Genomic DNA, 22516 nt, shown 5'->3' with positions numbered 1-22516 from the left:
AGGAACTGTATTTCAGAGGAAAACCAACATTATGAAATACGAAACATGCAGAGATATAATTCTTATTTTATCAATATTAAATTATATAAAATTAAATTTAACAGAATATTATTCTTATATAGGCTCAACAAAATGTCCTGTCAATAGTTTTATATGGTAATTCAACTTTCATATGTGCGTATTTTTTCGTACTTTTGAGAGTGGCATTCGTTATAGATTCTTAAACATTCATCATTATGAGCGAGGCGAAAAGTAAAACCAAATTACCAGTTTCAAAAAAGGAAATTTTAAGCGATTACAAACTAGCAGTTGAAAGCCGGGAAGCCAGCCTGATTGGTCGAAAGGAAGTTTTCATGGGGAAAGCGAAGTTTGGAATTTTTGGTGACGGTAAAGAGATGCCTCAGATTGCGATGGCCAAATATTTTCAAAATGGTGACTGGAGGTCAGGGTACTATCGCGACCAGACTTTTATGATGGCAATTGGGCAACTCAATACCGAACAATTCTTTGCTCAACTATACGCGCACACTGACGTTGAAGCAGACCCTGCCTCTGCAGGAAGAATGATGAATGGTCACTTTGCTACCCGCTATCTTAATGAAAAAGGAGAATGGCTCACCCAAACAGACAAGAAAAACAGCAGCGCAGACATATCTCCAACAGCAGGACAAATGCCACGATTGTTGGGTCTTGCTTATGCATCCAAACTGTACAGAGAAAATAAGGAACTGGAGGAATTTGAAGACTTTTCAATAAAAGGTAACGAGGTAGCTTTTGGTACCATTGGCAATGCATCTACCTCCGAAGGTCACTTTTGGGAAACTATGAATGCCGCAGGCGTGCTGCAAGTACCAATGGTGATGTCTGTTTGGGATGACGAATATGGCATATCTGTACCACAGAAATATCACACGATAAAAGAAAGTATTTCTGATGCACTCAGTGGATTCCAGCGATCAAAGGATAAGCCAGGATATGAAATTTTTAAGGTGAGAGCCTGGGATTACCCGGCACTCCTGGAGACCTACAAGAAGGCAGTTGAGACCTCACGAAAAAAACATATTCCATGTCTAGTTCATGTAGTAGAAGTAACTCAACCGCAGGGTCACTCTACCTCAGGATCTCATGAGAGATATAAAACGAAGGATAGACTGAACTGGGAAAAAGAGCATGATTGCATTTTGAAAATGCGAGAGTGGATTGAGAGTGAAAACCTTGCTACAGCTGATGAACTGGATGCAATGGAAAAAGAAGCAAAGCAAGCTGCAAAACAAGCCAAAGATCAGGCGTGGAAGTCTTACAGTCTGGATATAAAGAAAGACGTAGAGGAAGTGCTAAACCTTATTGAAAAGGCTGGCATTTCATCATCTCAAAAGGATGAAATCTCCAAAATCGCAGAGGACTTAAGAAAAGAACTGAATCCGGAAAAATCCAATGTAATCCGCTCAGCGAAGCAAACATTAAGATTGCTTAAAAATGAAAGTTCAGGTGAAAAGCAGACATTGGTAAATTGGCTCAAAGAGAAAGCGAATCTTTATTCCAAGCAATTCAACTCAAAGCTTTATAGCCAATCTGAAGAATCAGCACTGAATGTGGAGACTGTTCCTGCCACCTACTCTGAATCAAGTGAGTTGGTTGATGGAAGAGAAGTATTGAATGTTTGTTTTGATCATCTGCTCAAAAACGATCCTAGAATTTTTGCTTTCGGTGAAGATGTGGGGAAAATTGGTGATGTAAATCAAGGGTTCGCTGGTCTTCAGGAGAAATATGGAGAACTGAAAGTAACTGATACAGGAATTCGTGAAACGACAATTATTGGCCAGGGCATTGGAGCCGCGATCAGAGGATTAAGACCGATTGCTGAAATTCAGTACCTGGATTATTTACTTTACGCCATCCAGACGCTATCGGATGATTTGGCAACTTTACAATATCGAACCTACGGCGGGCAAAAGGCCCCATTGATCATTCGGACAAGAGGTCATCGACTGGAAGGCGTCTGGCATTCCGGATCACCTATGGGGATGATCCTGCATTCATTGCGTGGAATATATGTTCTTACGCCAAGAAACATGACCCAGGCAGCTGGATTCTACAACACGCTTCTTCAATCGGATGATCCTGCATTAGTAATTGAATCACTGAACGGCTATCGTCTAAAGGAAAGAGTGCCTGATAATTTAACAGAATTCAAGCTTGCACTGGGAGAACCGGAAATCCTCCGTGAGGGTAATGATGTAACAATCGTTACTTACGGATCTACCTGCCGAATTGTAATGGAAGCCGCTAACCAGCTGGCTGAAGAAGGGATTGATGCCGAGGTGATTGATGCACAAACACTTATTCCTTTCGATAGACCGCAAATGATTGTTGCCTCACTGGAGAAAACGAATCGACTGGTTGTCGTTGATGAGGACGTAGAAGGTGGTGCCTCTGCTTTTATCCTTCAGCAAATCCTCGAGAGAGACAATGGCTATTTCCATCTGGACTCTAAGCCAACGACAATCACCGGAATGAATCACAGACCTGCATACGGCAGTGACGGTGACTATTTCTCAAAACCTAACGTAGAGAACGTATTTGATAAAGTGTATGCGATCATGTCTGAGGCTAATCCTGAAAACTATCCGCCTCTTTATTGAGTAATTTCAGATAATACAAAGTCGGGGGTAAATACTTCATTGCTTTTATTCCCGGCTCTGTCATAGACATAAAATTTAGCTCTTATCACATCATCAAGAAAAGCTAATCTCAGAATTACAGACTGAATAGAATAGGTAATATTCCCGCTTTTCCCCTCAGGGTCATAGACTGGAATTCTTCCATTGAAGATCCCAACATCACAGAGCTCCGTTCCGAAAATGTCCTGATAGTTTAATGGAACATAATTCTCCCCCACCTTTTTCTGAAACTCAATAATAAAATTATAATGAGACTCAACCCTATTCACAGGAATAGTCGTATTCACAACCTGTGCCCCAGTGGTTGGGATGATATTGGAGTTTTCACCGAAATCGTAAGCGGTAATCGTAGTATTTGTCAAAAAATTCCGATCCTGATTGGCTAGTCCCGGGCATTCAAACGGAATGTCCGCAACATCCTCCGAAAAAAGCTCCCTGCCAAATGCCAATACCGGGTAATCGTTTTCTGATGGGTCAACAATCAACGTATTACCAGAAATGCCAATTGGCACAAAGTTTTGAGTAATTAAGGGAGCTAGGTAGATCGGGGGAACTACCTCATTAAGATTTGACTCAGTCACCAAACTATCACGTGAATCGATGTAAACATCAAATTCGTGAAATGGCGGCAAAATATCTGACCCTTCATTAATTCCTATATCTCCATTTCCATCCTCAAAAGAGAATGTTAATATCAATGAATCAGTATTGGTTCCATCATAAAATACGATATCCTCAAAAGCGATTTTAGGTGTATCTGGAAATACATCTTTTTCGAAACACCCAGTCAGTGTCAGTACCAATACCGAAATAAACCAAATACTTTTGAGGTGTCTTTTCATATGATGAAAACAAAATTAATCTACATGTCCCCTAATGAGACAAACCTATGAGTTTTGCTGAAGAATTCAAGCATAGGATATCTGAAATAAACGAAGAAACATTTCAGGATAGTTCATTGGCTGCTTTTGAATATCAATATTCAAATTGTCAGATATATCATGAATACTGCAATCACCTAAAAAGAACACCTAAAAATGTTAATCGTTTAAATGAAATACCATTCCTTCCAATTGAATGCTTCAAAAACCATGCTGTAAAAAGTGGAGAATGGGATGAGACGAAAGTTTTCAAAAGTAGTGGGACAACCGCCACAGGCAGAAGTCAACATTATATTAAAGACCTATCCCTCTATCATACAAGTGCCAAGTTCAACTTTGAAGCGATTTTCGGATCACTTAGTGATTTTCTGATTGTTGCCATACTACCCTCCTATCAGGAACAAGGTGACTCATCACTCATCAGCATGGTGGATTACTTCATGCGATTTAGCAAACCTAATTCAGGATATTTTTTAGAAGCGAATGTCGATCATGTGCTCCGTGCAGCGGATAAAAAGTTGGTTATCGGAGTATCCTATGCACTTCTTGATCTTGCGGAAAAAGCTCCAAATACAAGCAATGCAATTATCATGGAAACCGGAGGAATGAAAGGCAGAAGAAAAGAAATGACCCGAAGTGAACTTCATTCAAATCTGAAGCAGGGATTTGGAGTGGATCATATCTGGTCAGAATATGGAATGACGGAATTACAAAGTCAGGCTTATGGTAGAGATGGAGAATTTTCATTTCCAGGGTGGGCTAAATGCTTAATCAGGGATATTAACGATCCCTTTTCTTATTTACCTGAAGAAAAGACCGGTGGCATCAATGTCATAGACCTGGCAAATATTGATACCTGTTGTTTCATAGAAACCAAAGACCTGGGAAGGAAAAGTAGAAAATCTTTTGAAGTACTCGGTCGTTTTGATAATAGCGACATTCGTGGATGTAACTTGCTTATTTAGCGAAAAGAATGAAATATTTTAGCGAAATCGCTGTTGTATAGTAGATTATTTCTTCTATTTTTGAAGGGTTAGTAATATAAATAGCTTGCTCATCGAATTAAACCGCTTATGAAATTGAAACTTACCATACTAGCAGTAGTAATCCTTGCCATGAGTGCATGTACTCAAAGAACATGCCCTACTTACGCACAGGAAGACACCCAAGAAGTGAAAACAGAGCAAGCTAACGCTTAAGCCTCTACGTACTTCTTCACATCGCTCTTTGTAATCGTGTCCTGAGACATGATTACCAATCGTTCGACGACATTTCTTAACTCCCGAATATTTCCAGTCCAGTCATATTGCTCTAGCTGGTTAACTGCGTCCTTATCAATTGATTTCTTGGCTGTACCATAGTCCGTTGCAACCTGATCCAGAAAATGATCAGTGAGCAATCCAATATCTTCTTTTCGCTCCCTAAGAGGCGGAACCGTGATCACCATCACACTTAATCTATGGTAGAGATCTTCCCTGAAGTTACCATTCTCTATTTCCTTTTTCAGGTTCTTGTTGGTAGCTGCCAGTACTCTTACGTCTACATTTATGGTTTTATCCCCACCTACACGAGATATCTTTTTATCCTGTAATGCCCTTAGAACTTTAGCCTGAGCAGATAAGCTCATGTCTCCAATCTCATCTAAAAAGAGCGTGCCTCCATGCGCCTGCTCAAACTTTCCAATACGTTGCTTATGTGCCGAGGTGAAGGAGCCTTTTTCATGACCAAACAATTCACTTTCTATCAACTCAGAGGGAATAGCAGCACAATTCACCTCTACCAAAGGAGCTTTTGAACGTGCACTTTTTTCGTGAAGCCATCTGGCTACCAATTCCTTTCCTGTCCCATTCTCTCCCGTTATCAGCACTCGTGCCTCTGTAGGGGCTACCTTTTCGATGGTCTCTTTTACTTCAGCTATTCCTTTTGATTCTCCGATGATTTCTAATCCCTTACTCACCTTCTTACGCAGCACTTTTGTTTCTGTTGTGAGCTTGGAGCTCTCGAGTGCATTTCGTACGGTAAGCAGTATTCGATTCAAATCAGGTGGTTTCTGTATGAAATCATAGGCCCCTTTCTTTGTGGCCTCCACTGCGGTATCTATGGTGCCATGTGCCGAAATCATGACAAATGGCACATCCATTCCTTCTTCGGATACTTTACTCAGCAGCTCCATACCATCCATTTTTGGCATTTTAATGTCACAGAGCACCAAATCAATTTTCTCATCTTCCAGCTTTATCCAACCCGACTCACCGTCTTCAGCTGTAAGGACATCATATTTTTCTTCTGAGAGAATGTCGCTAAGAGCATCTCTTATACTCTTTTCATCATCGACAACAAGAATTTTAGCCATATATCAAAATTTGAGAGCTATATAAACAAAAAGCAAGCCAGTAAGCCGGGTTCTGTTCTATCCCATCATTTATCTAGCCTTGCTGTCACCAACAAGGTCTATCAACCTACCCAATTCCACTCGAGCGAGCAACTCTCAAACGTAGAACCTATTTGGTTTTTCAGCACGTGAGGTTTGCCATGCAACTAATGTCACCATTAGCCCGGTGAGCTCTTACCTCACCTTTTCACCTTTTCCTATCAGAGACAGGTAGTCTGTTTTCTGTGGCACTATCTCTATACTGACGTGTAACCGTCAGCACGCTTCCGCTTAAGAAGCACGCTACTCTATGCTGCCCGGACTTTCCTCGCTGACAAAATCGTTAGCGCGATGGGTCGGCCTGCGTTGCAAAAATATTAATGAATATCCTTACCAGTGATTTTTAATTCCCAATCATCTGCATGTTGGGCGATTTCCTGGATCATTTCCTTCACCATCTGATCCTTGAGATTCACAAGAAAATTGATCGCCTCCACTTTAAGGAAGCCATCTTCAATAACAAACTTGGTATAAGGATAATCTTTTGAAGCCGCTAAACACTCCTCAAAAGGTATGTCATACGAAAGCTCACATACTTTGGATTTTAGATGAACTACTTCTCTATTATAGCCAGGATGCTCCGTAATATGTCCGGTGACTGTTTGGAACCTTCCTCTTTCTAAAGGAACAATAATGACGGATTGACTTTCATCGTATTCGCGAAATTCGCCTCCAATTTCTTTGGCGTAGCTCTGACTAAATTTTCTGTAATTCATGGTGTTTAGGATTTATCTACTAAAAAGATAACCATTCCTATCGAATTACCCTCGGCAATAGACTAAAACTACTTCGTTGAGTCTTTTATCTCTGAATTTGTACCTTCCTGATCTTCCTCTCTCTCATCCTCTCTTCTGAGTAGAGCTTCATTTCTTTTCATGGTTAGGAGTTCTGTAAGGTCATTAAATGAATGGACGAATCTTAAACTGATACCTGTTTCCTGGTTTTGCTGATTATCGTTAATCTGAATGCGCTGATTCGTGTTTCTAAAGACTTTTGCTCTCAGTCTGCCATCTTTAGTTAAGCTGTACTCCACTGACCAATCACCTACGATATCGTTGAGCACATTATCGTTCTGATCATTTTGATTACCAAAATCTCCACCACGAGTCACCTTCAGCCGGCCGTCTAAAAAGGTATAAGCAAAGCGCAACTGAAAAGTATTGAACGCATCACTATTTAAATCAGCAAGGTTTACTTCCACTTCCAGGTTTTCGTCAATCTGGCTAACCAGATAGCTAACCTGACTAGATAGAAACTCACTCACACTGTTGCCCACACTACCTCCTCCACTCAGTGTGAAACTCTGCCTTGGAGAAAAACGCTTCAAGAAGAGTAAGCTGATCACTTGTCTCTTCAGCTCTTGTTCATCGCTGGTGATTTGTGAAAGTAGCGGAATGTTGTCCTGCGAAGCATCTGATTCATTTTGAAGCTCGAGATCGAAATCAATTTCCGGCGAAAGCATTCCTCCTTGTATTCTCAGTATCACCAGAATCGGCACTTTATTGGCAAGTAGGTTTGGATCCTGCTCTGCAGGATTATCAAGCTCTTCGAAAGACGCGCGTTGCAGGTAGGTGGCGTCCAGATCTAAAGTAGCATTATATGGATCGCCATACCAGGTAATGCGACTACCTGGAACCACTTCGAATTCTTTGTTTAACAGATTAGGAACTGTGAAATTATAGGCTCCTTCGGTGATTTCAAGAGGTCCAAACATATTGAACTCCCCATCCGTGTCTAGTCGTAATTTCAAGTTACCACGTCCTCTTCCACGAATGATATCTCCAGTCTTAATATCAAAAATCAACTCGCAATAGGCATCTGGTGTCACCTCAATATCAAAATCCAAGGTAAGACCTGAGATATTAAAGTCATCCTCTGCTACTATTCTTGTGGTATCCTGAAAATCAACAAATGAAATATATTCCTCCTGTCCAACATTGGTTCCTTCCGATATCGGTACGAAGAATCGTGTATCGGCCTCTGTTGTAATATTGGCTTTAATATTCAAATCATTTAATGGACCGGTTACATCAATGGTTCCGGTTCCGTATGCAGAGCCATAATAAAGGTTGTTATCAATTGATGTAGTATTCAGAAATTCAAAATTGTTAGCCCGAATGGTCATGTTTGTCACAAGATTGCTGAATGACTGATGGCTGATGTAACCTGAAACAATTGCGTTCGACCCTTTTCGATCGACGAGGTCGAAATTAACTAATCGAATCTGAGTTGGATCAAAATCAATCCGACCATCGAACTTGTAATGCGTATTCAAATATTTGATGGTCACCCCTCCGTTTTGAATATTGCAGTTACCTACTACCTTGGGGCTGTCCACCGTCCCGGAAACTTTCAGTGACCCACCTGCTATTCCTTCTATTTCATCAAAGTTTTCCTGCAAAAATGGTTCCCCCATTTTCAATTCCGCGTCATCAAATTTGACGTCAAAATCAAGCTGATTGGCGGCTGCAGTTGGATAATAAAAACCTTCTATCCGAATAGCATTTATATTTTTTCGTTCCACTTCCACTTTGGTATATACGCTCTTGTCCGATGGATTCCATCGGGAAGATCCGCTCACATCCCCAACCTCCAGCGATCCGTACTCGAGATTCTTCAGCAGGAACCCCCCATCAAATTTGAATGCTTCACCACTGTCTTGGCGAAAGACCCTGAAATTACCATTCAGAAAGCCTCCAACAGTCTCTCCGGAGAACAGGCTTGCCTTATTCATATTTAGATCCTCCGTGATAATCTCTATTGAGGTTGGAATGGAGTCTGCATAGACTCCCTGAACAGAAATAGATTCACTGGAATCATAAATTTCCAGATTAGTAATAGCTGTTTTTTGTCTTGTAATTACGACCTGATTCGTGGGATTGAAAGTCCAGTTATCATCCAAGAGCTTAATCTCAGACGGCAACATTTTTAGAGTCAGAGAATCAGAATGTAGTTTAATAGCACTCTCCAATCGGATATTACTACTCGTGGCTGGCTGGCTAATTAAAGTTGTCAAATCAATATTATTGTCATACCAGACTCCCTCTAGCAGCAAATCCTCAGTATTGGGCATCCCCGCAAATTCCTGTTTCTCAGACTGGAATAAGAAACTGGTTAGTATTCCAGAAGAATCTAATTCCTTGGAACCATAAATTTCAAGAATGGGGTGATGAAAGATGTTTCCTCCTATAAAAAAAGTGTCTGCCTCCATGAAAAGTGAGATGTTGACATTCTTACTTTGTCTATATGAGGATTCAATCACGGTTTTTCCACCCATAGAAACGGGTAACCTTAGTGAATCAAGATAGCTAGAAATATTATCGACAGTGGCATTCAGAGTAAGCTTGTAATCTTCCCCACTTCCTGCCTCGGCATCTACCGTATCTTTGAGTAACTGCAACTTTTCAGCGTATTCAGCAGCCATTATTGGAACATCCTTGATCAGGTCAGAAATTTTAAACTTTCCCTCAAGCGCAGATTGGAAGCCCGGGAAAGCCACTTTTACCAATCTTGCACTGTCTGCCTGGTAATCAGCACTGAACCTAATTGAATCCAACACCACTTGCTTTCCACCCAAAGTAAGAAGCCCTGAATCAATTTTAAGTTTCCCTACAAAATTATCCAGGTCAAGATCCACAACATTCACTTGAATTTTACCATAGGAAGAAATGGATCTGGTGGTAAGATTCAATGCTTTCGGATTAAATTCCTTCACGTCCATCTCTACATCCAAAATCTCAACTTCATCTCTGAAATCCACCTGAGCCTTACCTAACAGGTCGCAATTAGGATCATGAATTCCAAAATCACCCTCAAAAAAGTTTTTAGCAAACTTTCCCTCAGCTTCAATAGTATCGTAAACATAGCCCCTTAGACCACTTTGATAGATCAATGCCTTTAGTTGAAAATCTGCGTTATCAGGTGTTATCCCTTTTCCGTTAATTGAAGCTTTCAGATTTACCCGTTGGAGAATATCATTTTTTAAGAAAGCCCCAACGTTTACTTCTTTAAACTCAAGGTTACCAGTATAAGACATCTGATTAGGGTCTTGAGGGATTTTCAGGTTGATGTCTGTATGTACAGAACCCTGATTGGTAATAAAGTCACCACGTGCTACGAAATCCTTGAGAAAGCCGGCAAAACTTCCTGTGAAATCGATCTTTCCCATCTGCTCAAGATTATCAGCATATGCTCCAATATAAGGTCTCAGGTCCCTGGGTAGGATGTGCGAATCAGTGAGGTCCGCAAGAACAAAAGTCTGAGAAATATTCGGCAACCCAAAACAGCTGACTCCACCCACAAAATACGATTCACCATAACCAAATTGGGTCTCCTCGATATTGAAATCACCCACGGTACCCCATATGATTCCATCAATGGTAATATCCGCTTTTACCTGATCCATGCCGGTGACTATCTTAAAATCTTTGCGTGATATTTTAGAATCTTTGAAATGAAGAATAAAAGATACACTGTCTACAAAGCTGCCAAAATCATCCAGTCCATTGTAAAAAAATTCCAGACTATCGGTGATATGGCTAGTTGGGGTACGAAACTCCAGATCATCGATACTAAGTGCTTGATTGCTAAATTGAAACTTAGTAGCAAACTCTGTTATTGTGAAATTCGAGTTGCGCTCCACACCCGTCATCTCAAAAATATTCCCAGAGATGGTATCTGATTCAACGGCCAGTTCACTGACTGCAAAATCCGGAATACTGAAATTGAGGTTTGCGAAATCTAACTTATTCGGGCTTAGTTGTTTGCTTTTATCCTGCAGACTAAGGTGCAGATTAGAAAGCGTAATTTGATCTATGTAAAGAGGCTTTGACTCCTTTTTAACCGTATCTTTCTTTAAGGCATCTAAAAACTGTGAAAGATTGAGCTTGCTCCCACTATCATATTTAATCAGCTTAAGCCGTAGCTTCTGTGATTCGATCTCCTCTACATTTAGATAATTCCCATTAATCAAGTCTGAAATCTCATAATTAACAGATAAGTTGCCGGAGTAAATCAATGTATCATTCTCCAAATCTTTAATTAAAATATCCTCAAGGTTGGCTCGATCCAGCCAGGATATCTTTACCCTGCTGAGGGATATATCATGATTAGTCTTTTCAGAAACTCCTTCAAGTACCTTTTGAGCCAGAAACGTCTGTACGGGCCGAAGCTGTAAAAGAAGCATCACCACTAGCAGTAACATCAAAGAATAGAAGAAAACCCCCGAAAAAATCTTCCAGAGCACTCTGCGAACTTGCGTTATCGTTATCTTGGCCTTCAAAAAAAAGCGGTGGCGGTTATTCTTGGTATCGAGTCTTCTTGCGACGAAACTTCAGCATCTGTCTGTATCAACGGCAAAGTAATCAATAATGAAATTGCGAGCCAAGCAATTCATGAGCAGTACGGAGGTGTAGTGCCCGAGCTTGCCTCACGGGAACATCAAAGAAATATCGTGCCAGTTGTTGATCATGTGCTCACTCACGCAGATATTAACGTAAAAGACCTGGATGGGATTGCATATACGCGAGGACCCGGACTATTGGGGGCATTATTGATCGGATCCAGCTTTGCTAAATCTATGGCCGCATCGCTGGACATACCGCTCATCCCTGTCCATCATATGAAGGCTCACGTCCTGGCTCATTTTATCGATGATCCAAGGCCCTCCTATCCATTTATCTGCCTGACGGTAAGTGGCGGACATACACAGATTCTTCGGGTCAATGGCGCAACGGATATGATTATTCTGGGACAGACACAAGATGACGCTGTAGGTGAGGCTTTTGATAAAGCTGCTAAGCTTTTGGGTCTGCCATACCCCGGTGGCCCAATGATTGATAAGCTTTCAAAAGCAGGTGATCCCAACAAATTCCCGTTTGCTCAATCAGAAATGCCCGATCTGGATTATTCATTTAGTGGCATTAAAACGTCTATTCTCTATTTTCTAAGAAAACAGGTTCAAAGAGATGAAAATTTCATTGAGCAAAATCTGAATGACCTGGCGGCAAGCATTCAGCATACGTTGATCAACATGCTGATGGATAAGCTTGTAAAAGCAGCGAAACAGGAAAAAATCACGCAGATTGCAATAGCCGGTGGTGTTTCTGCCAATCGTGGTTTGAGGCAAGCCCTGGAACAGGAATCCGAAATAAATGGTTGGGAGATATTCATACCGGACTTTCAATATTGCACAGACAATGCAGGTATGATTGCGATTAGCGGACACTTGCTTTATGAACATAAAGCGTTTGGAGAGCTGACTGACAGTCCACTGCCTCGTATGCCATTTTGATGACTCTATTATATATTTAAACTATGACTAAGGATAAAAACAGGTTTTCTAACAACATTCAAATAAAAAACCGCAAGGCGAGCTATGAATTTGAATTTGTGGAAAAAGTGGAGGCAGGCATTATGCTGAAGGGAACTGAGATCAAATCCTTACGTGAAGGAAAAGCCAGCATACAGGAAGCGTATTGCTATTTCAAAAAAGAAGAGCTTTACATCAAAGGCATGAATATCTCTCCCTATTCACAGGCGAGTTTTGAAAGTCATGAGATGACACGTGACCGAAAGCTTTTGTTGAAGAAAAAAGAGCTCGAAAAATTCAAGGCAAAGACGGAGGAAAAGGGATTGACCATTGTACCTGTTCGGGTTTACATCAACAGCAGAGGACTGGCCAAACTGGAAATCGCCCTGGCGAAAGGAAAGAAAATATATGATAAGCGAGAAAGCATTAAAAAGAAGGATCAGAAACGTGAACTTGAACGTATGAAAATCTAGAAACTATGAATACTGTACTGGTACTTAATCAAGATTATACTCCTCTTACCGTATGTTCAGTACAGCGTGCATTTCTGCTTATGTTTCTCAAAAAAGCTGATTTGATCTCCGGAGTTGAAAACAGGCAACTGAGATCGGTTAGTGATTCTTTTCCGTTTCCTTCCGTGATCAAAATCAAATACTACATCAGCATTCCTTACAAAGGAGTAGTGATGAGTCGGCATAACATTTTCAAAAGAGATGGTGGTAAATGTCAATATTGTGGCACCTCCAGAGATCTAACCATCGATCATGTGATCCCAAGATCCAAAGGTGGGAAATCTACCTGGACCAATCTGGTGACTGCCTGCAAAAAATGTAATTCAAAGAAAAGTGATTATGCGTTGGATAAAGTGGGAATGAAACTTTTAAAGGCACCCGTAAAGCCCTCCTACCTTACATTTCTTAAAATGAACACTGGAGTTTATCGTGATGAATGGGCGCCATTTTTGAATCCAAAACGAGCAAGTGCGTAAAGAAACAAATCGACATGAAGTATTTAAGTTATATTTTGATTGCAACAGCAGTGCTAGCATGCAATCCACAGCAGGAGGAAAAGGAATCTGAACGAGAAGAAGCGCTGGAACGATATGAGGAAAGAAAGAAAGAACTGGAAGAAGAGATTCAGCAATTGAAAGAAGATTCAAAGGAGGCAGCTGAAGATGCCAAAAGAGATGTAGAGAAGGCACTCAGGAAGCTCCAAAAACAACGTGAAAAGATTATTGATGAGGCAGACAAACTTCGAAAAGCCACCAAGAAAGAACTGGAAGATGCGCTTGATGAAGCTAAGAAGGAATATGAGCAATGGCTGAAAGAAAAGAAGAAGCAATTGAATGAATAGGATAGTCTCAAAAGACTCTCAACTATTAAATTCAGATAGTAAAATTGTAAAGATTGTTCACATTCGTTCAGAATGGGACTTTTGACTATCAAAAGTTTAAGCTCACAAAAAAACCCTGACCAAATGGTCAGGGTTTTATGTATACTGAAAAAGTTATTTTAATCTTGAATGCCTTTCAAAGACTTGTAAAGAATTTTACGAGCATTTGACTTTCTAAGGGTCTGTTCTACGTCAGAGACAATACCCATTTTCACTTCAGAATCTATATTCAGTGCCATCGTAATTCTATCTCTCTCTGCCTCGGAAAGTTTATCCTTTTCCTGGTTTACAAAAAGAGTTAATTCATCTGGCTCCATGAATACATCATTCGTCTGAATCCTTGGTTCTTCACCGTAAGTACCAATGTTCTTTGGCTCCCCGATGTAGATATGACTCACCAACGATTTCTTCTGAATCTTAGAAAGTTGCTCAGCCTTTGGAAGAACCTGCTTTACTAAAATCTCCTGCTCTCTCATCACAGTGGTTACCATGAAGAAGAACAAAAGCATGAAGATAATATCCGGCAATGCTGCCGTAGGTATATCCTGTGATGCGCTTGATTTTTTCTTAAACTTCGACATAGTAATTCTTATTTATCCGGTTCTGCAATTGAGATCGCCTTAGGAATACCCGCTCTAGCTTGTTGGTACATTCTTTTCTGCACGTCCTTGCTCTGATCCAGCTCAAGGAATTCCTGCGCAGTAATACCCACTCGCTCTGCATAGATTTCATTGTAAGCTGCCTGAACAGCATCCAATACATCTATATAAAGCTCATAGCTAGTACCTCTGTTTGCTTTGAACGATACCACTGCTTTCTTTGGATGGTCAGAAGACTCTGGCCTTTGTCTGGCTTTGGCTTTCAATGAACCTGGCAAGCTGTTATAAACAGCAATACCTTCTTCATCCGGATTACCAAAATTCAATACAAACGCCTTTACTTCTTCTTTCAACTCAGAGAAAGGTTTATTATACGGCTCATTCTCTACCAAAAGCTGATCGTTAGAGTTTGCCAATATCTTAAAGATATTTCGCTCCTGAAATTCAATTTCAGGCTGATCTGGTTCTGGTGGAGGAGGCAGCTGCATCAAAATCCCCTTGTCATTTGCAATCGTGGTTGTTACCAGGAAGAAAATGAGCAAAAGGAAGGCAATGTCTGCCATAGAGCCTGAACTCACTTCGGGAGTGCCTCTATCTTTATTCCTCGCCATTATTCAGCTGCTTTTTTAATTTCTGTATATACGATTCCGGCAATAGCTCCAATCGCAAGAATGTAAAATGTAGTCAATCCTGCGCCTACCAGCTTCGCCGTAGTTTCTGATACTTCACCTGAGTTTTCTCCACTCGATATGAAAAACGAGATTAAGAAAACAACAAGAACTCCTCCTACTCCGATCCCCATCTTCTTAAGTGATTCAGGATCTCCTATTGCCTTGGACAATGGCATTCCTACCGCAGCAAGAACGCACACGCCAATCAATATGTATGCTATAAATAATCCAACATCTACCATAGTCTAAATCTATTTAGATGATTACTTAGAAAGATTGTGCTTCACAAGAAGGTCTACCAATGAGATAGATGCATCTTCCATGCTGTTCACGATTGAATCTACTTTAGAAACAAGGTAGTTGTAGAAAAGCTGAAGGATTACAGCCACAATCAAACCACCAACAGTTGTCAAAAGTGCTACTTTGATACCACTAGCCACAAGAGCAGGAGATACGTCACCAGCTTCTGCAATCGCGTCGAAAGCCTCGATCATACCAATTACTGTACCCATGAAACCAAGCATCGGTGCTAAGGAGATGAAAAGAGAGATCCAGATCATGCCTCTTTCTAGTTTACCCATCTCTACAGATCCGTATGCAATGATTGACTTCTCAACCATCTCTACTCCTTCAGACATTCTCATTAGTCCCTGAGTAAAGATTGATGCAACAGGTCCTCTGGTGTTTCTGCAAACTTCTTTCGCTGCATCTGGTCCACCTGCATTTAATGCATCTTCTACATCAGCAAGAAGCTTCTTCGTATTAGTTGATGCCATGTTAAGGTGAATGATTCTCTCGATAGCGATAGCTAAACCAAGAATCAAACATGCAAGAACGATACCCATGAAAGTTGGTCCACCATCGATGAATTGTTCTTTTACTACTTGGTGAAATCCTTTTGATCCTGCTGGCTCTTCTACAGGCGCAACAATTTCAGCGATTTCTTCTACAGGCTCTTCGTATACTTCTTCCGCCTGTGTTGTGTCAACAGCTGCAGAATCTACCTCAGTAGAGTCAGAGTCAGAAAAACCCTGTGCCGTAGCACTGAAGGTAAATACACCTGCCAACATTAAGAGAGTCAATAACTTTTTCATAATTCAGTCTTGTAAGTTAAGTCTTCGGTTTAGTTAAATATTTAAGTTTTAGTAAATCCAAATTTGCATTTTCATTCCCACAAAATTCGCACCACTCATAAAAAATTGTCGAATTCCACAGAAAATGTCTCTGCAAAAATCGCAGAGAGGAAGGGATTCGAACCCTCGATACCCTTTTGGGGTATACACACTTTCCAGGCGTGCGCCTTCGACCACTCGGCCACCTCTCTGTAGACCGCCACTTTTTGACGGGCTACAAATAAATCATGAAAAATACCTTTATGCAAGTTTTATCCCAACATCAAGGCATTCTCCGCCATTCATTCCCACACAGAATCCATTTCACCTGCCAAAGAATGAGTTAATTGGTGCTTTAACCGATCTTTATCAGTTTCCCGGCCCAGTAAAAACATCATTTTTGTAATTGCAGCCTCAGTAGTAATGTCTCCGCCACTTAAAACCCCTATTCGATTAAGTCCTTTACTGGTCTCATACTTCCCCTGCTCTACTTCTCCGCCCACACACTGGCTTACATTCAAAATGATTTTTCCTCCTTCAATCGCTTGCCTCAGACATTTAATAAACCAATCGAATTTCATGATATTTCCTGAACCAAATGATTCTAACACCACGCCTTTTACTTCAGGATCACCTAAAATGGCCTTTACCGCATGCTCTGTGATTCCTGGAAAAATCTTGAGGATGATCACATTAGGATCCAGTTGATTCTGGACTTTAAGTTCAGATTTGGGATTATATGGTTCAAGTGCGGCATAATTGAATTCGATCTCTATACCTGCATCTGCCAAAACCGGATAGTTCTCAGATTCAAAGGCTGCAAACGTACTGCTTCTCAATTTTTGTGACCGGGAGCCACGAAGTAATCGATAATTGAAATAAACGCAGACCTCACTCACAATCGGAATACCATCGGTATGTGCTGAGGCGATCTCCAATGCGGTAATCAGGTTTTCCCTGGCATCCGATCTGATGGAACCAATGGGCATCTGTGCTCCTGTGAAAATAACCGGCTTGTTCAGTCCTTCCAGCATATAGCTAAGCATAGATGCGGAGTATGCCATGGTATCAGTTCCATGCAGCACGACAAATGCATCGTACTGCTCATAGTTTTCCTCTATGATGTAAGCCATGTCTTTCCAATCCTGGATTAGGATATTGGAAGAATCGAGGGGAGTAGGAAAAGAAATCACCGTCAGACGGATATCCAGCTGACGTAGCTCAGGCACACGCTCAACCACCTTTCCAAAGTTGAATGGTGCCAAAGAGCCGCTTTCATCCTGGATCATGCCGAAAGTACCGCCCGTATATATTATCAGCACAGACCGTTCACCCGTCTCATTGATATTTACGATTTTATATTTCATCCTGCTTTTTCAGCCGGGAAAAATAACGCATTTGCATTAGCTGTGGTCAATGAATCCAGCTCTTCTTTGGTCATGTGGAGATATTCTGACACTTTATCAGCAACCAATGAAACGTAAGCGGGTTCGTTTCGCTTGCCTCGGTGAGGTGTGGGTGTAAGGTAGGGACTGTCTGTCTCCAGAATGATTTTAGATCGATCTAAATGAGGAATAACCTGATCCATACCCCCATTTTTGAACGTGCTTACACCTCCAAGCCCCAGGTAGAAACCTTGGTCGATAATTTGTCTGGCTTGATCCATTGTGCCCGTAAAACAGTGAAAGACACCCTTCAAACCTTTTCCCTCATACTGTCGCACCAAGTCGATGGTCTGGTCAATGGTCTCCCGACAATGGATCACGATTGGAAGATCGAATCTTAATGCAAGCGCGCACTGAAAATGAAAAGCTTCTTTTTGCTGCTCCCAGAAGGTTTTATCCCAGTACAAATCCGTTCCCATCTCCCCAACTGCCAGAAATGATCGTTTGGAAAACCAATCCTCTACCAATTGAAGCTCCTTTTCGAAATCCTCTTTAACTGAGCAAGGATGCAACCCCATCATGGGATAACAGATATTAGGATACTTTTCCTCCAGCTTCAACATCGAATCAATGGAGGTACTATCAATGTTCGGCAGTAAAATTTTCTCTACACCTGCCTCAAGTGCCCGGTCAATGACCTCATCCAGATCCTCCTCAAAATGCTCCAGATATATATGTGCGTGCGTGTCAATCATTGTCTGCGAATTCAAAGTGCTTTACATATCATGAGTCCAATAAAAAAGGAAACACCTTAAAATCCCCTCTCTGGAGGGGTAGGGGTGGGTTCAAAAAAATTGTTTTCTTTTTTATTGAATTCAGTTCAAAAAGTGACTGCTATTATATCGACCCACCTCCTCAGAAGCGTCTGACCACTCCCAAGAGGAGACCTTTAATGTCATTTTTGAAAAGAATTTACAATTCCTAACTTCAAATTCTAAAATATAGCCTCGAATTTGAAGCCTTTTGCTTGAAAATGTGCAAGAATCTCAGGAAGAATCGCTTTGAGGTTTTTAAAAGACTTCTGACTATCGTGGAAGACAAGAATACTCCCTGGTCTGGCTTGTTTTAATCTGGCAATGGATTCACTCACATTCAGATTTGGATCAAAATCCCAGGAAAGATGACTCCACATTATAATTTGACGATCCAACCTACTTATCTGACTTTTCTTAATTCGACCGTATGGTGGCCGGAATAGGTTGTTTCCAACTCCAACCTCTTTCATTACCTCCTCTCCTAGCCTCACATCTTCTAAGTAACGAGCATCTTTCGTCTTCCAGCCTTTTAAATGGCTGTAGGTATGGTTTCCGACCTGATGACCTTGAGAAATGATTTTTCTACCAATTTCAGGGTGCTCTTCCATCTGTTTACCAAGACAAAAAAATGTTGCTTTTGCGTCTGCTTGATTCAATTGATCCAGTACCCATTCTGTTACTTCAGGTGTCGGCCCATCATCGAAAGTCAAGTAGATAGAATCTTGTGATGGAATGTTCCAAATTAATGATGGATACCACATTCTGGTAATCCAGGGTGTTTGATAGTGCCGCCTCATTTGTTTTGAATGCGGCAGGAAAGCATTGTGATGTCATCATGAAATGAACGACTTCCTTTAAATGTATTCAGGGCTTCCAGAATCTGGTTGTGAAACTCAGAAAGATCTTTGGGACATTCCCCTTTTAAAATTTCAAGTAGTCGATCAAATTCGAAAGCCTCATCTTTCTCATTAAAGGTTTCCGTTAACCCATCGGTGTAGGTAAATAGAAAAAACTCGTCAAGGCTCGAAAGTTTTTTCGTTTCAATAAATGGGAGCGGATCAAACATACCCAGCACCGTTGTTCCGTCATTTAACAGTTCGATCGTATCACCATGCTTTAGGATGATTTCATTATGACCACAGTTGATATACTCCAGCTCCTTTGTTTTAAAGTCATAAATGCCCGCAAAAAAGGTAATGAAGTTCTCAGCGTTTCCACTTACATATGTCGTAAGATTTAGCTCTTCGATAATCTCTTTCAGGTTCTTAGTTTGTCTTACCAGTGCGCGAAGAGACGCTTGAAAGTTTGACATCAATAGTGCAGCTGGCACTCCTTTCCCCGAAACATCAGCAATACAAGCCAAAAACTTATTCTCATCAATCTGGATGTAGTCGTAGTAATCCCCACCCACATCATGATGTGGCAGGTAAAACGCCTCGATCTGAAGTCGTTCTATTTTAGGAAGCTCTTTAGGAAACAAGAAATTTTGGACCTTCTTAGCAATCTCCAACTCCCTGCGATAAGCTTCCTGCTCCATCTGCTGACGGGCCAGACGTTTATTTTCGATGGCCACCAGAATAATGTTTGTCAGGGCATTGAGGAATCGGTTTTGAACGCCCAACTCAGAATCTGACTCAATGAATACGACGGCAAGCAATTTGTTTTTATGATACACGGGAAATACTGCATCAAATTCATCAAAGGAAGTTTCTACCAATCCCATCTGATTTTTAAGCTCCATGTACTCTTCCGGAAGAGGGCTTCCGATCAGATTGTTTTTGGTGCCAAAATTTACCCTACATATCCAATTTGCTTCCCTCTGAGTATACAGCGCCAGCTTATTGATTTTCAGATCCGCCAGCAAAGTAAACTTATAGATTTTGAGCAAGTCATCTTCGGGCAGGTTGTTATTGACCGCCTGAGTCACCTCAAGGAGTGCATTTAATTGCAGGTCTTTTATGTCCAATGAGGTTTCCTTCATTGAGTATTGTGTTCAAATAGTCCTTTTTTGGATGCCAGATAGAAGAATGATTGATAATTATCAAAATCCAGCTTATCCAATTCTGATTCCTCATCCACAGATTTATACACCCTCACCCATCCCTTCATTGCCATCTGGATCAGATTTTCTTTAAGCTCAGCATCAGATAAATCGGTCGCCTCCTTCAAGTCTGTATAAGCTGTAACGAAATACAGTTCATCAATAATATCAAATTCTTCATCGGTCATCTATATCTTCTTCCTTTCCAGGTATACGAGCCAAAGATAGAATTCATGCCCATGAATAGTACATGGAGCGGATAAATAATTTGAAAGATCATCAGTGGCCCAAAGGCGCCTTTCCCTTTCAAAAACCGATTGATTGGAGCAACGAATGCGAACATCGAGACGAATCGGAACATCACGATTCCCCCGATTAAGAATTGATTGAACCAACCAGTAAATGCACCAACCACAGCTACATAGAAAAAGAGATAATCCAGGAAAAACAAAACCGCACTTATTCTTACCCGCCTGTTTTTATTGTGCTTCCATTTGCTTGTCCATCGGGTTCGTTGATTGATAAACGCACCAAGGTTTGTATGTGCCAACGTACTCACAATACCATCCTGAGTCTTCATGAACTTGGTGGAATGTGGAAACTTTCGCATGATATTGAATAGCAAAAACTCATCGTCACCTGAAGGAGTAAACAAGTTATCTGTGTAGCCTCCTACCTCTTCAAACGCACGTTTTCTGAAACCTAAGTTTGCCCCGCTACACATGCTTGGGTTTTCTTCTGAGATAGTGACAGCACCAAATCCCATCAATCCTGAGAACTCTACTTGCTGCAATCGAGCAAACAGCCCTTCTCCCCTAATGGCAACAGGACCTGCTACCATATTGGTGGTTTCATCAAAGGTATCGTTGTAAGACCGTATCCAGCGCTCTCCAAACCAGCAGTCAGCATCGGTCGTAAGAATGGTTTCATGATCAGCTGCCTTTACTCCAGCAGTGAGTGCATGTTTTTTACCTTGATTGCTTTTATCATTAAGTTGAACCAAACGGATATTAATATCCAGTGCGTCCATTGATTGCAGAATCAGGTCAACCGTGCCATCATCTGAAAAGTCATCCACTACAATCACTTCGAACAGCTCACTTGGATAATCCTGCTTGTTCAAATGCTTCAGGATTTGACCGATTGCGTGTTCCTCATTCCGCACAGGAATAATCACGGAGAAAGGAATAAGGCCTTCGTTCCTATAAACCAATGGAATTTTTCTCCACCCAAATGCCAGCCTCAGGTAAAAGAAAATGTGCAAAACAGTAAATGCGCCAATCAAAAAGATCATCGCGCAATGTTAACCCTAAATTGGAAGACAAAAATCAAACCAACGATAGAAGGCAAAACGGTATTTATCATCCAGATCAAAAAAATGGGTATGATGACGAGTTGGAGATTCGATACGTACGGCTCAAAGAAAACAATACCGGATGCCTCCCGCACACCCACCCCTCCAAAAAACAGCGGTAAAACCGAACGAATCAAAAACACCCAACCAATTCCTGCAACTAGAAGATCTGCTGATAAATCGGGCAAAAAGGAAGATAGCAACAAATAAAACTGAAAGACGAAAACCAAATAACGTGCAAGGGAAAGACCAATGATCCTGATTAGGGTGATACGATCGATGTTTCTGAAATAGTCAAAAAATCGATTAAGAGATTTTTTAAATAACCAGCGAAAGACTGGATAACTAAATATCAATAACAGCGCGAACCATCCATTCACTTCATATTCCATAGCTACCTTGCTCATCCCATAAATTCCAAGAATCAATGTAAAGCACAGCATGATCCCCCTGTTCAGCATGGCCGCTGAAGTGGTTTGATACTTGTCCTGCTGTTGAGAGATTCGAGCCAGCAAATCCCCTGAGGTAAATGGCAGCACCCAGTTTAGTGCCAGTCCACCCAGAATAACCTGCCAGGCATTTTTTATGGTAATTGCCTCGAAGGGCTGCAGAGATACTTTCCATCGCAATGCTTCCAGATACCAATTAAAAACCATCAACAACAGGACCAGACCAATGATAAACCCGAATGAAGCAGGCCATATAAATTCATCAAGATTGATAGATTGATCCTGAAGTTTAGTGATGATGAAAAAGAGGCAGCCAGCTAATACCAATAGTTTTATCAACCCAATGATCCAGCGGTTTTGAAGGTAGTTTGCACGGTTGTTCTTAATTTGCATCT

22 protein-coding genes, 1 tRNA gene and 1 other RNA gene are annotated in these 22516 nt (G+C 41.1%); 7 read left to right on the top strand and 17 right to left on the bottom strand.

Features of this window, described 5'->3' with window-relative positions; genetic code table 11:
- Positions 1-236: 236 nt before the first annotated feature.
- Positions 237-2642, top strand: coding sequence for a thiamine pyrophosphate-dependent enzyme (locus tag ACP14Y_RS17070; protein WP_424964106.1), 2406 nt, complete (start codon positions 237-239; stop codon positions 2640-2642).
- Here ACP14Y_RS17070 and ACP14Y_RS17065 read toward each other — a convergent pair.
- Positions 2636-3523 carry a hypothetical protein gene (locus tag ACP14Y_RS17065; protein ID WP_424964105.1) on the bottom strand — a complete coding sequence of 296 codons (888 nt, stop codon included), beginning with the start codon at positions 3521-3523 and terminating at the stop codon, positions 2636-2638. The two genes, ACP14Y_RS17070 and ACP14Y_RS17065, sit on opposite strands and share 7 nt — an antisense overlap.
- A gap of 47 nt (positions 3524-3570) precedes the next feature.
- On the opposite strand from ACP14Y_RS17065, the gene ACP14Y_RS17060 reads away from it, so the two are divergent.
- A complete protein-coding gene (locus tag ACP14Y_RS17060) occupies positions 3571-4527 on the top strand; it encodes an acyl transferase (protein ID WP_424964104.1) in 957 nt (318 codons plus the stop codon).
- Positions 4528-4635: 108 nt separating this feature from the next.
- On the top strand, positions 4636-4761 hold the full coding sequence (locus ACP14Y_RS17055) for a hypothetical protein (RefSeq protein WP_424964103.1): 126 nt from the start codon (positions 4636-4638) through the stop codon (positions 4759-4761).
- On the opposite strand, the gene ACP14Y_RS17050 is transcribed toward ACP14Y_RS17055, so the two are convergent.
- The 4 genes from ACP14Y_RS17050 to ACP14Y_RS17035 form a co-directional block, all read right to left on the bottom strand.
- Positions 4758-5915 carry a sigma-54-dependent transcriptional regulator gene (locus ACP14Y_RS17050; protein WP_424964102.1) on the bottom strand — a complete coding sequence of 386 codons (1158 nt, stop codon included), beginning with the start codon at positions 5913-5915 and terminating at the stop codon, positions 4758-4760. The genes ACP14Y_RS17055 and ACP14Y_RS17050 overlap by 4 nt on opposite strands.
- Before the next feature lie 25 nt (positions 5916-5940).
- Positions 5941-6301: RNase P RNA component class A (gene rnpB / locus ACP14Y_RS17045), an RNA gene on the bottom strand.
- A 9-nt stretch (positions 6302-6310) separates the two neighbouring features.
- Positions 6311-6709, bottom strand: a complete 399-nt coding sequence (locus tag ACP14Y_RS17040) for a hypothetical protein (protein WP_424964101.1) — start codon at positions 6707-6709, stop codon at positions 6311-6313.
- A 68-nt stretch (positions 6710-6777) separates the two neighbouring features.
- On the bottom strand, positions 6778-11178 hold the full coding sequence (locus ACP14Y_RS17035) for a translocation/assembly module TamB domain-containing protein (RefSeq protein WP_424964100.1): 4401 nt from the start codon (positions 11176-11178) through the stop codon (positions 6778-6780).
- 105 nt (positions 11179-11283) lie between these two features.
- Between ACP14Y_RS17035 and tsaD the strand changes: the two genes are divergently transcribed.
- From tsaD to ACP14Y_RS17015, 4 genes are read left to right on the top strand one after another with little or no spacing between them, the layout of a single operon-like run.
- Positions 11284-12285: a tRNA (adenosine(37)-N6)-threonylcarbamoyltransferase complex transferase subunit TsaD gene (gene tsaD / locus ACP14Y_RS17030; RefSeq protein WP_424964099.1), complete on the top strand. Its 1002-nt coding sequence runs from the start codon at positions 11284-11286 to the stop codon at positions 12283-12285.
- Between the two features lie 23 nt (positions 12286-12308).
- Positions 12309-12776 carry an SsrA-binding protein SmpB gene (gene smpB / locus ACP14Y_RS17025; protein ID WP_424964098.1) on the top strand — a complete coding sequence of 156 codons (468 nt, stop codon included), beginning with the start codon at positions 12309-12311 and terminating at the stop codon, positions 12774-12776.
- A gap of 5 nt (positions 12777-12781) precedes the next feature.
- Positions 12782-13291 (top strand): HNH endonuclease, encoded by a 510-nt coding sequence (locus ACP14Y_RS17020; protein WP_424964097.1) that lies wholly within the window; start codon positions 12782-12784, stop codon positions 13289-13291.
- A 14-nt stretch (positions 13292-13305) separates the two neighbouring features.
- Complete coding sequence (locus ACP14Y_RS17015; protein ID WP_424964096.1) at positions 13306-13656, top strand: hypothetical protein; 351 nt, start codon at positions 13306-13308, stop codon at positions 13654-13656.
- A gap of 158 nt (positions 13657-13814) precedes the next feature.
- Here the strand turns inward: ACP14Y_RS17015 and ACP14Y_RS17010 are convergent, their stop codons facing one another.
- The 12 genes from ACP14Y_RS17010 to ACP14Y_RS16955 form a co-directional block, all read right to left on the bottom strand.
- Positions 13815-14276, bottom strand: coding sequence for an ExbD/TolR family protein (locus ACP14Y_RS17010; protein WP_424964095.1), 462 nt, complete (start codon positions 14274-14276; stop codon positions 13815-13817).
- Between the two features lie 8 nt (positions 14277-14284).
- The gene (locus ACP14Y_RS17005; RefSeq protein ID WP_424964094.1) at positions 14285-14905 is read right to left on the bottom strand and encodes an ExbD/TolR family protein; all 621 of its coding nucleotides are present in this window, start codon (positions 14903-14905) and stop codon (positions 14285-14287) included.
- Positions 14905-15207, bottom strand: a complete 303-nt coding sequence (locus tag ACP14Y_RS17000; protein ID WP_424964093.1) for a hypothetical protein — start codon at positions 15205-15207, stop codon at positions 14905-14907. Before ACP14Y_RS17000 ends, ACP14Y_RS17005 begins: the two co-directional genes overlap by 1 nt.
- Before the next feature lie 21 nt (positions 15208-15228).
- Positions 15229-16059 carry a MotA/TolQ/ExbB proton channel family protein gene (locus tag ACP14Y_RS16995; RefSeq protein ID WP_424964092.1) on the bottom strand — a complete coding sequence of 277 codons (831 nt, stop codon included), beginning with the start codon at positions 16057-16059 and terminating at the stop codon, positions 15229-15231.
- Between the two features lie 142 nt (positions 16060-16201).
- A tRNA-Ser gene (locus tag ACP14Y_RS16990) sits at positions 16202-16289 on the bottom strand.
- A 90-nt stretch (positions 16290-16379) separates the two neighbouring features.
- Complete coding sequence (locus ACP14Y_RS16985) at positions 16380-17444, bottom strand: asparaginase (RefSeq protein ID WP_424964091.1); 1065 nt, start codon at positions 17442-17444, stop codon at positions 16380-16382.
- A complete protein-coding gene (locus ACP14Y_RS16980; RefSeq protein WP_424964090.1) occupies positions 17441-18217 on the bottom strand; it encodes a TatD family hydrolase in 777 nt (258 codons plus the stop codon). Before ACP14Y_RS16980 ends, ACP14Y_RS16985 begins: the two co-directional genes overlap by 4 nt.
- A 239-nt stretch (positions 18218-18456) precedes the next feature.
- Positions 18457-19074, bottom strand: a complete 618-nt coding sequence (locus ACP14Y_RS16975; RefSeq protein ID WP_424964089.1) for a polysaccharide deacetylase family protein — start codon at positions 19072-19074, stop codon at positions 18457-18459.
- Positions 19071-20258 carry a PP2C family protein-serine/threonine phosphatase gene (locus ACP14Y_RS16970; RefSeq protein ID WP_424964088.1) on the bottom strand — a complete coding sequence of 396 codons (1188 nt, stop codon included), beginning with the start codon at positions 20256-20258 and terminating at the stop codon, positions 19071-19073. The genes ACP14Y_RS16975 and ACP14Y_RS16970 overlap by 4 nt, the downstream gene beginning before the upstream one ends.
- On the bottom strand, positions 20255-20506 hold the full coding sequence (locus ACP14Y_RS16965; protein WP_424964087.1) for a transporter: 252 nt from the start codon (positions 20504-20506) through the stop codon (positions 20255-20257). The genes ACP14Y_RS16970 and ACP14Y_RS16965 overlap by 4 nt, the downstream gene beginning before the upstream one ends.
- The gene (locus ACP14Y_RS16960; protein WP_424964086.1) at positions 20503-21612 is read right to left on the bottom strand and encodes a glycosyltransferase; all 1110 of its coding nucleotides are present in this window, start codon (positions 21610-21612) and stop codon (positions 20503-20505) included. The genes ACP14Y_RS16965 and ACP14Y_RS16960 overlap by 4 nt, the downstream gene beginning before the upstream one ends.
- Positions 21609-22514: a hypothetical protein gene (locus ACP14Y_RS16955; RefSeq protein ID WP_424964085.1), complete on the bottom strand. Its 906-nt coding sequence runs from the start codon at positions 22512-22514 to the stop codon at positions 21609-21611. The genes ACP14Y_RS16960 and ACP14Y_RS16955 overlap by 4 nt, the downstream gene beginning before the upstream one ends.
- Between the last annotated feature and the right edge of the window lie 2 nt (positions 22515-22516).

The organism is Ekhidna sp. (genome assembly GCF_965247405.1).
Taxonomy (GTDB): Bacteria; Bacteroidota; Bacteroidia; order Cytophagales; family Cyclobacteriaceae; genus Ekhidna.
Note: the sequence above shows the minus strand (reverse complement) of the source record. Positions and strands in the feature narration are given on the sequence as shown.

Excerpts from the sequence above, each read along its gene's own strand:
- ACP14Y_RS16960 (WP_424964086.1), bottom strand. The coding sequence starts at position 21,612 with ATGATCTTTTTGATTGGCGCATTTACTGTTTTGCACATTTTCTTTTAC.
- ACP14Y_RS16995 (WP_424964092.1), bottom strand. The coding sequence starts at position 16,059 with ATGAAAAAGTTATTGACTCTCTTAATGTTGGCAGGTGTATTTACCTTC.
- ACP14Y_RS16955 (WP_424964085.1), bottom strand. The coding sequence starts at position 22,514 with ATGCAAATTAAGAACAACCGTGCAAACTACCTTCAAAACCGCTGGATC.
- ACP14Y_RS16975 (WP_424964089.1), bottom strand. The coding sequence starts at position 19,074 with ATGAGGCGGCACTATCAAACACCCTGGATTACCAGAATGTGGTATCCA.
- ACP14Y_RS17050 (WP_424964102.1), bottom strand. The coding sequence starts at position 5,915 with ATGGCTAAAATTCTTGTTGTCGATGATGAAAAGAGTATAAGAGATGCT.
- ACP14Y_RS17005 (WP_424964094.1), bottom strand. The coding sequence starts at position 14,905 with ATGGCGAGGAATAAAGATAGAGGCACTCCCGAAGTGAGTTCAGGCTCT.
- ACP14Y_RS17060 (WP_424964104.1), top strand. The coding sequence starts at position 3,571 with ATGAGTTTTGCTGAAGAATTCAAGCATAGGATATCTGAAATAAACGAA.
- ACP14Y_RS16970 (WP_424964088.1), bottom strand. The coding sequence starts at position 20,258 with ATGAAGGAAACCTCATTGGACATAAAAGACCTGCAATTAAATGCACTC.
- ACP14Y_RS17000 (WP_424964093.1), bottom strand. The coding sequence starts at position 15,207 with ATGGTAGATGTTGGATTATTTATAGCATACATATTGATTGGCGTGTGC.
- ACP14Y_RS17065 (WP_424964105.1), bottom strand. The coding sequence starts at position 3,523 with ATGAAAAGACACCTCAAAAGTATTTGGTTTATTTCGGTATTGGTACTG.
- ACP14Y_RS17070 (WP_424964106.1), top strand. The coding sequence starts at position 237 with ATGAGCGAGGCGAAAAGTAAAACCAAATTACCAGTTTCAAAAAAGGAA.
- ACP14Y_RS16985 (WP_424964091.1), bottom strand. The coding sequence starts at position 17,444 with ATGAAATATAAAATCGTAAATATCAATGAGACGGGTGAACGGTCTGTG.
- smpB (WP_424964098.1), top strand. The coding sequence starts at position 12,309 with ATGACTAAGGATAAAAACAGGTTTTCTAACAACATTCAAATAAAAAAC.
- ACP14Y_RS16980 (WP_424964090.1), bottom strand. The coding sequence starts at position 18,217 with ATGATTGACACGCACGCACATATATATCTGGAGCATTTTGAGGAGGAT.
- ACP14Y_RS17035 (WP_424964100.1), bottom strand. The coding sequence starts at position 11,178 with ATGCTTCTTTTACAGCTTCGGCCCGTACAGACGTTTCTGGCTCAAAAG.
- ACP14Y_RS17055 (WP_424964103.1), top strand. The coding sequence starts at position 4,636 with ATGAAATTGAAACTTACCATACTAGCAGTAGTAATCCTTGCCATGAGT.
- ACP14Y_RS16965 (WP_424964087.1), bottom strand. The coding sequence starts at position 20,506 with ATGACCGATGAAGAATTTGATATTATTGATGAACTGTATTTCGTTACA.
- ACP14Y_RS17015 (WP_424964096.1), top strand. The coding sequence starts at position 13,306 with ATGAAGTATTTAAGTTATATTTTGATTGCAACAGCAGTGCTAGCATGC.
- ACP14Y_RS17010 (WP_424964095.1), bottom strand. The coding sequence starts at position 14,276 with ATGTCGAAGTTTAAGAAAAAATCAAGCGCATCACAGGATATACCTACG.
- ACP14Y_RS17040 (WP_424964101.1), bottom strand. The coding sequence starts at position 6,709 with ATGAATTACAGAAAATTTAGTCAGAGCTACGCCAAAGAAATTGGAGGC.
- ACP14Y_RS17020 (WP_424964097.1), top strand. The coding sequence starts at position 12,782 with ATGAATACTGTACTGGTACTTAATCAAGATTATACTCCTCTTACCGTA.